This is a genomic window from Sphingobacterium phlebotomi, assembly GCF_008180195.1.
Classification (GTDB): Bacteria; Bacteroidota; Bacteroidia; order Sphingobacteriales; family Sphingobacteriaceae; genus Sphingobacterium; species Sphingobacterium phlebotomi.
Map to the genome: position 1 here is coordinate 61,421 of NZ_VTAV01000015.1, position 15,891 is coordinate 77,311.

General features: G+C 41.4%; 8 protein-coding genes. 3 read left to right on the plus strand and 5 right to left on the minus strand.

Features of this window, described 5'->3' with window-relative positions:
• Positions 1 to 47: 47 nt before the first annotated feature.
• From FXV77_RS17310 to FXV77_RS17330, 5 genes are all read right to left on the minus strand, one after another.
• Entirely contained in the window at positions 48 to 1,502 is a 1,455-nt protein-coding gene (locus FXV77_RS17310) for a RagB/SusD family nutrient uptake outer membrane protein (protein WP_187444171.1), read from the minus strand.
• Positions 1,503 to 1,553: 51 nt separating this feature from the next.
• Positions 1,554 to 5,141 carry a SusC/RagA family TonB-linked outer membrane protein gene (locus FXV77_RS17315; protein ID WP_187444172.1) on the minus strand — a complete coding sequence of 1,196 codons (3,588 nt, stop codon included), beginning with the start codon at positions 5,139 to 5,141 and terminating at the stop codon, positions 1,554 to 1,556.
• A gap of 272 nt (positions 5,142 to 5,413) precedes the next feature.
• Positions 5,414 to 6,535, minus strand: a complete 1,122-nt coding sequence (locus tag FXV77_RS17320) for a FecR family protein (protein WP_148920503.1) — start codon at positions 6,533 to 6,535, stop codon at positions 5,414 to 5,416.
• 86 nt (positions 6,536 to 6,621) lie between these two features.
• On the minus strand, positions 6,622 to 7,215 hold the full coding sequence (locus FXV77_RS17325) for an RNA polymerase sigma factor (protein ID WP_148920504.1): 594 nt from the start codon (positions 7,213 to 7,215) through the stop codon (positions 6,622 to 6,624).
• 188 nt (positions 7,216 to 7,403) lie between these two features.
• Positions 7,404 to 10,160 carry a substrate-binding domain-containing protein gene (locus tag FXV77_RS17330; protein WP_148920505.1) on the minus strand — a complete coding sequence of 919 codons (2,757 nt, stop codon included), beginning with the start codon at positions 10,158 to 10,160 and terminating at the stop codon, positions 7,404 to 7,406.
• A 297-nt stretch (positions 10,161 to 10,457) separates the two neighbouring features.
• Between FXV77_RS17330 and FXV77_RS17335 the strand changes: the two genes are divergently transcribed.
• From FXV77_RS17335 to FXV77_RS17345, 3 genes are read left to right on the plus strand one after another with little or no spacing between them, the layout of a single operon-like run.
• Positions 10,458 to 11,786, plus strand: a complete 1,329-nt coding sequence (locus FXV77_RS17335; RefSeq protein ID WP_148920506.1) for a sugar porter family MFS transporter — start codon at positions 10,458 to 10,460, stop codon at positions 11,784 to 11,786.
• A 14-nt stretch (positions 11,787 to 11,800) separates the two neighbouring features.
• Positions 11,801 to 12,742, plus strand: coding sequence for a carbohydrate kinase family protein (locus tag FXV77_RS17340; RefSeq protein WP_148920507.1), 942 nt, complete (start codon positions 11,801 to 11,803; stop codon positions 12,740 to 12,742).
• A gap of 57 nt (positions 12,743 to 12,799) precedes the next feature.
• Positions 12,800 to 15,886, plus strand: a complete 3,087-nt coding sequence (locus FXV77_RS17345; RefSeq protein WP_222867816.1) for a SusC/RagA family TonB-linked outer membrane protein — start codon at positions 12,800 to 12,802, stop codon at positions 15,884 to 15,886.
• Positions 15,887 to 15,891 lie beyond the last annotated feature (5 nt).

The following is a 15,891-nucleotide window of genomic DNA, read 5'->3' on the forward strand; positions in this document are numbered from 1 at the left end:
CATCTATAAATATTAATTCTTTTTGTAGTTCAGATTTTTGACAATTTTTAATAGGTATTTTGTTCAAATTCTCCTCTTGTTTTATTTACTTCCAGCTGATTTATCGGAACAGCATAGCGACGGCTCTTTAACGGTAATGTGTAGGTTTTAGGTACTGCTTTATTGGCAACACCGTTTTCATATTCATAGAAATCTCTTGAAACGATTATATCATCGATGGTGGTGGCGGTATAGGCAAAGCGACGAATATCTCCCCAACGAAGAGAGAATGGAAATTCCCGACGACGCTCTGCCAAGACTTTCAAAAGCGCATCTTCTGCATTCTCAGCTGTCAATGTACGTCCGGTATGTGCCTGCATCCTGTTTGTCCTTAATTGATTGACGAGGGTCATAGCACCAGCGACATCGGGAGAAGACTTTCGTACCAATGCTTCAGCTTTATTCAGCATCACTTCCTGAATCGTGACACCTGCCAACATAAACCAACCGCCAAATGCGTTGGTGTACGAACGAACCTCTTTGGCATAAGTCGGTGCGTACCTCCGAACTTCATTCAGAAAAAACCATTTATAGCGTACGTCATTCGTTTTGTCAAACATATCCAAAAGAGATGGAGATGCTATCAGCATACTCGGATGCTTATAAATCACTCTTATAAAGAATGACTCATTCCAGTTAAAATAGGTAGGCGCAGCGTAGTCCGTGATCTCGCTGTATGCTATCGTATATGGAGGGTTATCGAAGATAACAGGCGTGCCCGGTCCTAGCGTGTTATAATCTTTTAGTTTAATGATTCCGGTATTATCTAGTGCCTGATCGGCTGCGGCAATCACCTTATCCCACTCTTCTTGGTATAAATATAAGCGGGATAGCAGCGCATTCACAGTAGCCTTGTTATCCGCACGATAAGTCGTGGTAGGCTTATTTTTTGTAGTATTTAAGGCTTCAGCGAGATCCGATTCAATCCAATTATAGGTGTCTTTGAGCGACATTCTTGCCATGCTTTGCTCCGGTGACGTCGATGTTTTATAGGGCAATCCTAATTCGTCGAAATGATCAGAATGATAAGGTAGGCAATAGTAGGTTGCCAGCATAAAGTTACTATAGGCTCTTAAAAAGTATGCTTCAGCTTTTATCTGGGCTTTCAAGGCCGCATCTCCGCTTACTTGATCCACATTTTCAAGAATCAGGTTGGCTTTGTAAATTTCACCATAACTATTATTCCAGTGCATATCGCTTGGCCTATTTGCCACTTCCTCGATACCGAATACGTAATGGGGAAGTCCGGATGATGCCGTAAGTGCACTGGGATATACCTCAAACAAATCGAGTGGCAGATCGTAATTATCCGTAGATGTAAGATCGGTAAACCGAAAGTTTTCCGTGTAATTTGGAGCATCGAGCAATCCGACTAATTGCTCGATACGTTCGATTGGTTCACTTGTACTCTTTGTCGGAGACTCACTCAAAAATTTTTCACACCCCGTAAAAATTATCATCATGATCCCGGCAGTTATAATAGGGAAAATATAATTTTTCATCATTTTTCTTTTTTAGAAGTTAACGTTAAACCCAAGTAAATACGTAGTTGTCGGAGGAAGCGTGCCAGGCAACCATTCGGGGTCATAGCCTCGGCTATTTGACTGCCATATACAGCCTAAATCTCTCACCTGAGCAAATAAATTAACACTCCCTATATTAACCCGGTCTGTTAATGTTTTAGGGATTTTGTATTCTAAATTCAATTCTTTTAGTTTAATAAATGACGAACTTTCGACCAACGTATTCAGTGATGATGTATAGAAAGACCAGTTACTGAAATTTTCAGAATTGGCTTCTGGCCAAGCGGGGATATCAGGAGAGCCGTTTAACACGTCATTCACAAACATAGGAATGATATCTTTTCCCAGCGTCAACATCGGATAGGTGAATGTGGGATTGCGGAATTTACCTCCAAAGTTACCTACAAATAGAAACGAAAAATCAAATCCATATCCGCTTAATGTTCCTTGCCAACCTGCACTATGCGGGCCAACCATTGGACCGCTGTATACCAAATACCCATCATCATAGTTAGCAACAGCTATTCCTGTTCCTGTCATGGGATAGGTTTCGTCGTCGCCTATTCTACCAAGTTGTGGCTGGCCGTCCTTCATACCGGCATATATATACGACCACATGGCTCCTATAGGATAGCCTTCCGTAAAAGCCCGGCCGGCAGCAGCGTTCTGACTTTGAATACTCGGGTTATACAAACTAGTTACCTTATTTTGATTGTATGCATAGGTCAATTTAGTGTTTAATGAAATTGCAGATTCACCAGGATTAGTGTTTACGCCAAGTTCAACTTCAAACCCTTTGTTGGAAATGCCGGCTTGATTGATTCTTTGCGTTACCAAGCCACCATTGATGGTCGGTTGAGGGACGTCTCCTAGAATATCTATTCCTCTTTTATTATATACATCAATACTACCGTATAAGAGGTTGCTAAAAAGAGCAAAATCGACCCCCGCATTAATCGTCTTTGTGCGCTCCCAACGCAAAAGCGGGTTACCTTGACGGAAACTTCCCGTATATGTACCTGTATTTAAGGAGGGTGTTTGGCTCATGGTAATAAGTGTTAGCGGAGAGGTGCTTTTTTCCACATTTCCATTGAATCCATAGGTAAGACGTAAACTCAGGCGACTCAGCCAATATGCTGTTGACTCCATAAAATCTTCCCTAGAAGCATGCCACAAACCACCTATTGACCATAGTGGTGCCCAACGGTATTTTGGGTCGTTAGTGATCAGGTTGGAAGCATCACTTCGGGCGCTTCCGGATACACTATACTTATTGTCGTATGTATAAGATGCGTTTCCAAACACCGATACATAACGATCATTGCGGTAGTCAAAAGAAGTTTCATCTATATTATAGTCTGTCCGTTGACGGGATTTTGGGGAACCTACAGCTTGATCGATATACCAGAAAGCACTTTGGTTGAGTTGAGGCAGATTTGTTCCCATAATATTTTTCAACTGTACGACGCCTGCAACAGAACGCCCGCCAAAGGGTAGTGGTGACATCCGGTTTGTCTTATCATCGTAGCCCCAAACCCAGGGATGGTTTGTTCCTTCCATCCCGTATTCAGAAATTTCAGCCCCTGCAAGTGCTGTTACCACATGTTTATTAAATGATTTATTGAAATTCAGTTGATTTCTCCAAGTATAGTTGCGATTAGATCGGTCGGTAGTTTGCAAGATACCACCTTTGGGAATAAACTGTTTGTTCACCTGTTGATTTATCTGATCATAATCTACAATAAAATTGACCCAGTCGCGAGCATAATAACTGTCTTCCATATAATAATGTCTGGTTTTACCCAAGTTATATTCATATTGGAGCTTTGAATCCAAGGTAAACCCGTCCAAAAGCTTGAAAGTCAATCCAGTTTGAAAGCGCGAATTTAGCTCTGTGGCAGCTAATGAGCGCGCTCGTGTCTCCCGAAGAATATTGTAATCCCAATCTTCGTATGGAAGTGTACCTCTTATTTTGTCATATTGTTCCCTATTTACGCCCATTAATTGTGTGGCGTAACTCCCATCTTCATTTAATATTAACTCGTAAGGTGATAATAATCGTAATTCGTTCATCGTGGGGCCGTTATTCTCCGATTGTACATAGTGTATATTCGTTGCAAAATTAAAATCCAACCATTTGAATATTTTGGCTTGGGCGCTGTAATTCATACGCCAACGATTAAGGTTGTTTTCAATCACGTTTCCGGTGTTACGCTCGTACATAACCGAAAATACATTTTGGATACGGTCATTAGCAGATGAAATACTAAGATTGTATTGCTGTAAAACGGGATTTTGCAAGAGGTGATCTTTGATCTGTTGCCGATTATCGGACCTGCTCAACTCGTTAAGTCCCGCCTCCATTTCTTCCATAGATATGGAACCTTTTTCATAGTGTTGGAACAGATATTCCTTTGCCAGAGAGTACGGCCTAGCCAATTCACTAAAAGAATTGGAATAGGTATTTGCGTACCATTGATTTTCGTACGCCATGCGTTCCCACGCCACCTGGTCTGCAGCAGATGCAGTAGTAAGTGCTGTAGATAAATCTATCTTTCGACCAATACGGGTCATCACATTCGCATTCACATTTAATCTTTCTTTTGCTTTTTTAGTCACCACGACGATAACACCATTGGCCGAACGCGCTCCCCATATGGAAGCAGCCGCAGCATCTTTTAAGACAGTAACGCTCTCTACATCATTTGGATTAATATCTCTAAAACCATTTTCTACAGGAAAGCCATCTACCACGACGAGTGGTCTAGCGTCCGCATAAAGCGATGTTACTCCGCGAATGGTATAATTTATAGAACCATCTGCATTTTCGCTTCCTTGCATACCGGCCACGGATCCAAGCAAAGCAGTTGAAAGGTCAGGGGCATGTCTCCTTTGAATAGTTTTGCTATCAATGACATCATAAGAACCAGTCACTCGTTCTCCAGAAATGGATTGATACCCTGTATTGACTACCGTCACTTCATCTAGATCATTACTTACTGGCGTTAGCTTTATGACCAGATTATTATTTCTACGGAGTTGGGCATCTGTTATCGTAATCTCGTGTACCTCAAAACCAAGATAAGTCGTGGACACAACATCACCTGATATTACCCCCCTCAGTATGAAGGTTCCATCATCTGAAGTCAACATGACCACCTGCTTTCCTTTTATTTTCACCGTAGCCCCTACTAGTGGGGCACCCTTATCATCTAGTACCACGCCAGATATTACGTTTTGCTGCGATATAAGTTGATCATCTTTTGATCGTTCCGAAGAAGATATCGTCTGTTTGGTCAACACCACCGAACGCCCCTCGATCGAATACTGTAAATCTCTCCCTTTGACAATTGCTTGGATAGCCTTCTCTAGCGAAACATTCTGCACCTGCACATTGATATTTTTCACTTCGCGCAGTATATTCCCGTCCAAAAGGAAATCATACCCCGTTTGTTCGCGAAGCTGTTTAACCACGGTTTCCAACGAGACGTTCCTTTGGCTTAAGGTCACCCGTTGGCCAAAAGTATGGGCAGAGACCTGGACGAAGGCGATTGTCATCAATACAATAGTTAATTTCATAATGTGTAATACTTTAGGTGGCAACAACCAACGCGATGCCCTATTATGAAAAGTATATTTTTTCATATATTTGATATGGTTAAGTAATTCTATAATATAAATTGTTAGTTCGTCACGACAATGGATCCGGATACTTAGCTGATTAGCCGTAAGGTGGGGGTACACTTTGCGGCCTTTTCATATCCTGTCCTGAATGTTATTAAGGTTTATCTCTTATCTTCTTCATCTGTTTTTTTAGTTTAGGTTTTCAAAAATATCTGTCTCTTATTTTATTAATTTGCACGCCTTACGACAATCTTACGCCCTTGGATGGCAAAAGTTACCTTATTGGTTCGCTCAAGTTGTCGTAAAACCATGTCGAGCTCGTTGGAGCGGGACACATAGCCCCATAATATAATTTCTTTGGGAGCATTTGGTTCAAAGTCCAATTCCAAATCATACCAGCGTGCGATTGTTCGCATAACTGTTTCCAGACTACCATTAAACTTAAAGTATCCATTTTTCCAAGCCACCATTGCCTCCAAATCTACCTCTTGAACAGTCAATTTTCCTCCGGTATTCACTGCCTGCTGACCGGGAGACAGCTCACGTGTTCCTTTTGCCGTTATGATCCGAACTCTACCCTCCAACAGAGATGTCTTTATCTGGTCTTCGTCACTATATGCATTGATATTAAAATGTGTACCCAAAACCTGAACCGTTTGATTTTTCGTTTCTACGGTAAAAGGTCGCTTGTCTTTGGAAATCTCAAAGTACCCTTCACCTTCCAGCTTTACTTTTCGGTGCTGTGTAGAAAAGGTAAGTCGCGAAGATGCATTCAGCCATACTTTGGATTTATCCGGTAGCACGATCATATAGGTTTCGCCTTTGGTTGTGGTCAGGATATGGGTGCTTTCGGAGGACTCATGGGCTGTTTCTCCCTTTACTTCGTATACTACAAATCCATCTTCGGATTTGGAGATACTGATGCCCGACTCTTTGGCAAGCTCACCATCGGAAGCAGCGGTCAGTTTGATCTGCTTTCCGTCCGAAAGGGTCAGCGTAGCCCCTATACCCCCTGGCTTGATCATGGTCGTACTATCCCCAGTAGCAAGTTGGAAATTGTCTGGAGCAGAATAGTTCAAGGCGTAATAGACCGCTGTAAACGTGAGCAATACCACAATGGTTGCAGCTACCTTGACCCAGGCATAGCGATATAAAGATTTAGGCGTATCAGTTACCGAAATCGCGTCCCATATTTCAGATTTTATCCGTTCATAATCTTCTCCTTTGGCTTCTCTCATCTTGTCCAGCGACATGCCTGCATACCACTGCTCGACCAGCGATTTCTCCTGTTCATCGGCTGTACCCTTTAGGTATTTGGTCAAAAGTGCCTTTCCTACTTGTTTGTCCATATCAGATCTGTAAAGTGCTTTTCTAAAGGCACTTTATTGTAATACCTTTTAAACAAGGGTATGGGGTAGAGGAAAATAAAAAAAACTTAATTTTCCCTAAAGAGAGCTAAGAGTAATATTCCTAAAGAACTATAGTTAGCCAGCTTACTTTTCAAGATACGTAGTGCATATTGAATTTGTTTTCTGACCGTAGCTTCACTGATCTGTAGCCTTGCAGCAATCTCTTTGTGAGAAAGGTCTTCCAAACGGCTTAATTGAAATACTTCGCGCATCTTGAGAGGAAGTTTGGCGATTTCTTCCATCACGAGCAGCATCAGCTCTTTCTCGTCCAGCTTATCCAATGTATCATAACTGACTGTAGAACTGTATTTGCCGAGCTCGGCAAGGTAATCACTTTTCGTTTTGCCTTTTTGGATCAGTTTCAACACCCGATTTCGGGACGCCACGTACAAGTAACCACTTAGATTGGCATCGTCCCAAAGGTTGTCGGCGTGCGTCCATATTGCGGTAAACAATTCTTGTACCAGGTCCTTGGACATCTCCTCATCACGAAGTATTTGATTGACTTTGTAATAAATTGGCATGGCATATCGATCGTAGATTTCAGCGAAGGCTTCCTTATTTCCCTCTTTTAAAAGAGAAACCAGTTCTTTGTCTGTTGCTTCTTTGTAGTTTGCCATATTTAAGTATCAGACATTCTTTGATATAGAACGATCTTTAATAACGATGTTTTCTTTAACCACATAGAAAGATAGCTTTTTTGTCGTATACGGAGAAAATGATCCTATCAGCCTTATTTATGTGATAGGTACAAAGATTAGAAAATAATCGTTAAACACAAAAAAGCCAGACATATCTTGGGGCCCTATTATCCCTTCAGCATGTCTTTCCGAAAAGCAGTTGGCGTTATCCCAAATTGTTTCTTGAAAGCTGCAGCGAAATAAGCAGCCGAGGAAAAACCTACTTTTTCAGCCACCTCGTTGATATGCAAACCATCCAGCAGGAGGTGCTTGGATTTGGTTAAACGACGTTGGAGAAGATATTCGTTTACACTACTGTTTAATAGATTCTTGGTCTTGCGATATAACTGTACGCGCGAGATATTCAGCACTTGTGCAATATCTTCTACACTGAGTGATTTTTCCCCGATACGTTCTTCGATAACCATGTCTAAACTTTGCATAAACCGTTTATCTTGTGCGGTATGTTGTTTTGCATCCGTTGCCGTTTCACCCCGTTCTAAAATACTCGTGTAATGATCTTTCAGTTGTCGCCGAGAAGTGATAAGATTGGTAATCACTGCCTTTAGGTGATCGACACGGAAGGGTTTAGTGAGGTAGGCGTCCGCCATCATACGCATTCCTTCGATTTTACTTTCTTCCGTATCCAGCGCACTGAGCAATAGCACCGGGGTTTTATTAAACTGCGGACTGTTCTTGACCATTTTTAATAGCTCCAAGCCACTTCCATCGGGCAACATGATGTCACTCACAATTAAATCGGGATAACTTTTCTCCATTTTTGCTAGCGCATCTACATAGCTTTTGGCAAATAGCAGATTATATTCTTTCTCCAGAATATCCCTCAAGAACAGACGGATATCCGGATGGTCGTCAACAACCAAAATATTAGCCGCTTTACTAGAATAAAAAGAAGCAGTTTCCTCCTGAAGTTCCTCCACATTTACGATGGTCTCTCCGCGTTCCGTTTGTCGTTCGGAAGCATGGTCTAATAACCCTTTCTTTTCGTCATCTAACAAATGTAGATGTCCCGTTGGCAAACGTAACGTAAACGAAGAACCTACTCCTTTTTTACTGCTTACGGTCACTTGTCCATGATGAAGTTCGACAATCTCTTTCACATAGGCCAAACCAATACCCGAACCAGAAAGGTGTTGTTCGCCTTGATAAAAATTGTCAAAGATATAGTCTATATCCGTAACGGATATACCACTTCCATTATCAACGACCCGAATGTATAGATAATCGCCGAAAGTATTTTCTTCTACGACGACGCTTATCTTTCCACCCGGTTCCGTAAATTTGAACGCGTTTGATAAGAGGTTGGAGAGTGCCTGCTCCATTAAATATTCATCAATCCAGATCTCTTTGAGTGGTGTTTTGCTGATATAACTTAACGATATACGTTTCTTTTGTGACAGCGGTTTAAAGCTTGCCAATACCTGCTGAACAAAAGCATCAATCTTTACGGGGGCAGCCCGCAGCTTTCTTTTGGCGTTGTCCAGGCGGTGAATGTCAATCAGATCGGTAACGAGGTTTTGAAGTTTCTTTGCATTCCGTTTGATACGTGCCAGTTGGTCTGCGCCATTAGAAGATAAGTTTTTCTCTTTTTCCAACTCCTCCATAGGGGCAAGAATAAGCGTAAGCGGTGTCTTAAATTCGTGGGATACATTCGTGAAAAACTTACTTTGCGCTTCGGAAGCAGCCCGTATCTGTTCATTCATCTCCACAATCTGTTGCTGTTGCGAAAGTATTTCCTGGTTTTGTTTTTCAAGATGCTTGTTTTTCTCCCAGTTGCTTTTGATAACGATAATCGAAATTCCTCCAAACACCACTGCTAGCACCAGACTTGTTATCAGAACATTTAGCGTTGTCTGTTGATTTCTATATATTTTATTCTGTTCAACAATAAGCTCTTGCCGCTTGTCTATATCCTTTTGTTGTTCCTGTATCTTGTTGGATTGCAACATCATGAGTCCTGCATTATCTTGATTGATGACAACCGTTCCTAGGATATTATCTCGTTTATAGGGTTTACGTTGCAAAATAGCCATCGCGGTACGAATAGCTTCCGTGCCACCGGTAGGGTAAAGCATAGAAGCGAATAAGGTTCCCTTCACAATCTCCGATAATCCATTGCCTTCGCCGGGAAGTGCATCAATGCCAATCACCCTTTTGTTGTATTCACCTGCCTCTTGAAGCGCTTGGGTAACACCAAAGGCCATTTGGTCATTAAAAGCCAGAATAATATCCTGTTCGAGAAGTTGCTCAATATGTTCTTTAGCTTGTGTATAGGCGGTCTGTCTTTCCCAGTCACTTTGTATTTCGACGCCCACACGAACAATACCCGAGCTATCCAACGCATCGAGTAACCCCTTCCTTCGCTCGATAGATGCCGATGTACCTTTCAGTCCCGTGACTATACCTACTTCTCCTTTTCCGTTGAGTGTATGTACAATAAACTGTCCGGCGAGTTTACCAATGGCGAGATTATCCGCACCAACATACGCATTGTATAAACTAGAGGATGTTTTACGGTCGGTGACAATCACCGGAATATTTTTTTGAAAAACAGAATCAACAATTGGCGTTAATGGTTCGGCTTCATTTGGCGAAACAATGAGCAAATCAATGTCGTGTTCGAGCAACTCTTTGATTTGCTGTGCCTGCATTTGGTTATCCCCGCCAGCGTCGCGGTAGATAAATTCGATGTCAGGATAAAACGAAAGTTCTCTTTTCATCTCATCCAACATCGTTTCCCGCCATGCATCATCACCGATACACTGTGAAAAAGCAATGGTAAACTGCTTATTATTTTCACTTGGCCGACAGGCCTGGCACGATAGAAACACCATGACAGCAAAAAAAACGTAAAGCTTCGACATTCCCCTGTTTTTGAATTTTCTTGACAATATACATCATTTTGTTTTTTCCTTAACAAAAGAACAAAGCTTAGTGTTTGAAATACACATTTTGTGAGGTGTTGAGATATGAAACAAAATCTAAAGAATCGGTTTAAAATTCATATAATCAAGGATTCGTTTTTTTTATAAACTATTGTAATATAGTTTTTTATGTTATTTTTTCTTCTGATACAAATTTGATGTAATTTGTTAGCTATTATTTTAAGCAGAGATAAGGTTCATGTTAATTTTGGATTAATCAGTTGTAAATAAAGTAACATGAACAAAAACACAGTTTTGGCCTGGTCATTCGTCGTGGCCTTAGGCGGATTTTTATTTGGCTTTGATACAGCCGTTATCTCCGGCGCGGAAAAAGCCGTTCAGATATTCTGGTCTCTCAGCGAATTTCAACACGGTTTAACGATGGCTATCGCCCTGATTGGAACCGTTATGGGAGCGGCAATGGGTGCTTATCCCTCTGATAAACTCGGTCGTAAAACCACTTTATTCCTAGTAGCAGCACTCTATTTCTTCTCTGCCATCGGTACAGCGTTGGCGCAAGATTGGAACACTTTTATCCTTTTTCGCTTTTTGGGTGGGATAGGTGTAGGGGTGTCATCCGTGACAGCTCCTATCTATATATCCGAGATTTCTCCTGCTAAATCCCGCGGGAAATTGGTAGGATTATTTCAGTTCAATGTCGTATTGGGGATATTAGTGGCTTATTTATCTAATTATTTTATCGGCCAAGGCGGCGAAGAATCCTGGCGTTGGATGCTTGGTGTACAAGCGTTCCCAGCCCTCATTTTCTTTATCTTAATTTTCTTCGTACCAGAGAGTCCGCGTTGGTTGTTGTTGCACCGTGGAAAAAAAGCGGAAGCAATGACTATTATGCAGAAAGTAAGTGGTGAGCAAGCAGCGCACGATATTGAACTGATATTGAAAAATCAGCAAAAAACGCAGACAAAAGGAGAGGGGCGTTTGTTTTCCAAAGCCAACAAGCTTCCTATCATATTGGTCGTTTTATTTGCCGTATTCAATCAAGTATCGGGTATCAATGCCATTATTTATTATGCGCCTCGCGTTTTTGAAATGGCAGGATTGGGTGCGCAAAGCTCCCTATTGTCTACCGTTGGAATTGGTTTAGTTAACTTTGTTTTTACCCTGCTGGCCATCAATTTTATCGATAAGGTCGGACGACGTAAATTAATGTTTATTGGGTCGATAGGAATGATTGCAGCCTTATCGCTGGTATCGTATGCTTTTTTCTCTGGGGTTATAGAAGGCATGACCGTAACCATCTACCTGATGCTGTTTATAGCTTTTTTTGCGTTTTCACAAGGGGCGGTAATATGGGTATTTATATCGGAGATTTTTCCCAACGATGTACGAGCCAAGGGGCAGACATTGGGAAGTTTAACCCATTGGATTATGGCGGCGATTATCACATTCTGTTTCCCTGCACTAACTGAATTACTAGGAGGAGGTTATACGTTCTTGATTTTCGCCGGCTGTATGGTTTTACAGCTCCTGTATGTGTGGAAACTGATGCCGGAAACCAAAGGAAAATCGCTCGAAGATATGGGAGATACCATGCCGTTGCATTAATTGGAAAAAACAAGATGAAACACGAAATATTAAATATCAAAGGTGTATGTTTTGGAGAAGTGCTCTGGGACAATCTACCTACTGGCCGAAAATTAGGTGGTGCACCGTTGAACGTGGCGTATCACTTAAATAAGCTGGGTATCCATACCGATATGCTTACACGTGTAGGTGATGATACTGACGGAGAAGACATTATCGCGCTGTGCGAGGAATTGGCTATTCCCTTAACATTGTTCCAAAAAGACAGTAAATATCAGACATCGACTGTAGAAGTTCATATCGATGAAAACAAGGATGTGCGTTATGAAATCGTTTTTCCTGTTGCCTGGGATAACATTGCGTTAGGAGAAAAGGAAATAGAAGCTGTGTCTAACGCTGATTTTTTCGTGTTCGGTAGCTTATCGACACGTAATAATATCAGCTACCAAACGCTTCAAACGTTAATAAAAGCAGCGAACTATAAAGTGTTGGATGTGAACTTACGTGCGCCGCATTATACAAAAGAGCGCATCTTTGAATTACTCTATTATGCTGATCTGGTGAAGATGAACGAGGAAGAGTTGGGCTTTGTAGCGACGTGGTTGGGATTACCGGATATGGATACCGACGCCATAAAAGCCGAAGCTGTCATGACCACATTTGGTGTCAACGAGCTTATCGTGACGTACGGGGCCAAAGGGGCTATTTATCATTCATGGTTGGGAAAATTTTCCTATCACTTTCCAGCATTAAGAGTCGAAGTGAAGGATACGATTGGTAGCGGCGATTCTTTTCTGGCAGCTTTTCTGTCGCAGCGTTGCCGACAGGATAAACAGGCAACGCCGGAGGAAATGTTGGAATTCGCCACGACGCTAAGTGCCTTTGTTACGCAAAGCACGGGAGCATGTCCGAGTTATGATGCATCGACTATCAACAGGTTTGTATGGTTGAATTCATTAGACAACATCAAATATTGAACACACTAAATAAACAATAAACTTAAATATTTTATCTATTAACAAGCAACCGATTATATGTTTACAAAAAAGAAAGCAATCCTGCTTTTGTACATGGTTCTTTTTTCTGTTGCCGGCTTTGCACAGCAGGTAACACTTCAGGGAAGAGTGACAAACAGCAGTACAGACGTGCCCATAGTGGGCGCATCTTTAGTGGTCAGTGGAACGGAACAGGCCACACAAACGAATGAAAACGGGGAGTTCACGTTGTTGCTAACCGGTAATAACGTTTCTCTGGAAGTATCTTATGTGGGATATGAGACGCAAACCGTTGCCACAGGAAACACTAGATTTATGGAGATTCGCTTGGTCAGCGTAGAACAGGGATTGGAAGAAGTCGTGGTGACGGGTTACCAAACCGAACGTAAAAAGGACATTACCGGGGCGGTAAGCGTGGTGAATTTGAAAGATATCAACCAACAAGCTACCGGTAATGCGATGAAATCTTTACAAGGCAAGGTTCCTGGCGTTTATATTACATCCAATGGTAGTCCTCGTGGAGCGGCGACAGTACGCATCAGGGGAATTGGGACTTTAAACAATAATGATCCGCTCTATATCATTGACGGGGTGCCGACGAAAGCCGGCTTGCATACGATTAATCAGTTGGATATTGAAAGTATGCAAGTATTGAAAGATGCAAGCGCTGCCAGTATCTACGGTTCCAGGGCGGCGAACGGTGTCATTATTATCACGACCAAAAGAGGGAAGAAAGATGAGGCACAGGTGGATTTCAATTCATACGTGTCGGCATCAAGCTTTGTAACCAAATTGAAAATGCTGAATACACAACAATATGCGGAAGTTTTGTGGAGAGCGCAAATCTCAGGGAATGCAGACCCTAATGCTTTAAACCTTCCTTTTCAATTTGACTACCATCAGGACGGTGGGGGCAAGCAAATATTGGATAACATAACAATAAAGGATTTCCTAGATCCGGCAATGACTCTTAAAACGTCCAATACAGATTGGTTTGACGAAATCACGCAAACGGGAATTACGCAAAATTATGATGCCAGTGTTTCAAAAGGTAATGCTTATGGAACTTCTTTGTTCAGTTTGGGATATTTTAAAAATGACGGTTTAGTAAAAGAAAGTAGTTTTGCAAGAACTTCGTTACGGTTTAATTCGGATTACAATCTCTTTGATAATCATTTAAAATTAGGAGAAAACTTTAGTATTGTACATCTTAATGAAGGCGGTTCTGTCCCATTGAACGAAGCTATCCAAGCGGCGCCGATGATTCCAGTAAGAACTGCTGATGGGCTAGGTTGGGGAGGGCCTTTTGGTAGCATGAATGATCGACATAATCCTGTACGTATTATTGAGGACAATAAGCAAAACAGAGATTTGTATGTGCGTCTGCTGGGAAATATCTACGGAGAGTTGAAGGTTTTTGATTTGCTTACATATCGTTCCAATTTTGGTCTTGATTATGGACAGGACTATATTCGGAACTGGCAAAAATCGTATGTTTCAGGATATCTGGAAAATCCGCTCAACAAAGTCACTATGCGACAATGGCATGATCTGAAAACGACATGGACCAATACCTTGCATTTTACGAAGCATATCAAGGATGTCCATAATATAGATGCTTTGGTAGGTATAGAGTTATTCAACAGTAGATATGCCACGTTTTTTGGATCTAGAGAGGATTATGTCACAGAAAATCCTGAATTTATGTATTTGGAGTCAGGTACAGGACAGAAAGATAATGATGGCTCTGGTTCGAGGTATTCTTTACTGTCTTATTTTGGGAAAGTCAATTACACTTTTAAAGATCGTTACTTAGCTTCCGCTACCTTACGATACGACGGTTCTTCTAGGTTCGGGGAGAACTACAAATTCGGCGTTTTTCCGGCTTTTTCATTGGGATGGCGAATAAATGAGGAACGGTTTGTGAAAGAGTTAGGATTATTTGACGAGTTGAAATTGCGGTACGGTTGGGGAATCACCGGTAATCAAGAAATTGATAATCACGCTATATTTGATATTTATAGTGTCGACTATAATACAACTGCCTACGATATAAGTGGCGCAGGATCAGGGACATTGCCCAGCGGATACGTACAGACGCAGACCGGAAATAAAAATTTGAAATGGGAATCTACTATCCAATCTAATATTGGATTGGATTTTAGTGTCAAGAATCAATTGGTATACGGAACTATAGACTACTATGTTAAGGATACAGAAGATATTCTTTTGAAGCCTGGATACTTAGCGGTATATGGTGAAGGTGGGGGACGTTGGCTAAATGGCGCATCTATGCAAAATAAGGGACTAGAAATAGCATTTGGTAATAGGACACAGGTCAATAATGCACTGTCATTTAATGCAAGTGTAAACTTCGATTTTGTACGTAACAAAGTGACTTATCTACCCGATGAAGTGGTCAATTCCTATGGTGGAGATGCGAGAGTGGAAGAGAACATCTTGGGAAGGACCCTTGGATCATATTATGGATATGTGGCGGACGGACTGTTTAGAAGCCAGGAAGAAGTTGATGCCCATGGAGCTCAACAAGGTAAAGCTGTCGGAAGGATCCGCTATAGGGATTTGGACGGAAACAATATTATCAATGACTACGATAGAACTTGGATAGGAGTTCCTCTTCCAGATTTTACTTATGGATTGAACTTGGGAATCAATTATAAACAGTTTGATTTATCTTTATTTATCCAAGGTGTAAGTGGTATTGATGTTCATAACGAAATAAAGGTATGGACGGATTTTTGGTCCGTAACAAATGTCATGTCCAATAAAGGAGCTCGTCTTTATGACGCTTGGTCTATCGATAATCCAACTTCGGATATCCCTGCAATTTCATTAATCAACGCTAATGATGAAGGACGTCTTTCTACTTACCTAATTGAAAATGGCTCCTATATGAAACTGAGAAATATCCAACTGGCCTATAACCTGAATGAGGGAATTAATCTAGGCAAATACAAAACGAAGTCAGCTAGATTTTATGTAAATGTAGATAACGCCGGGATTTTGTACAAGAATAAAGGTTTTACGGGGATAGATCCGGAATCTCCTGCTTTTGGATATCCGAACCCACTCGTTATGACAGCAGGTATTAACATCAAACTATAATCACA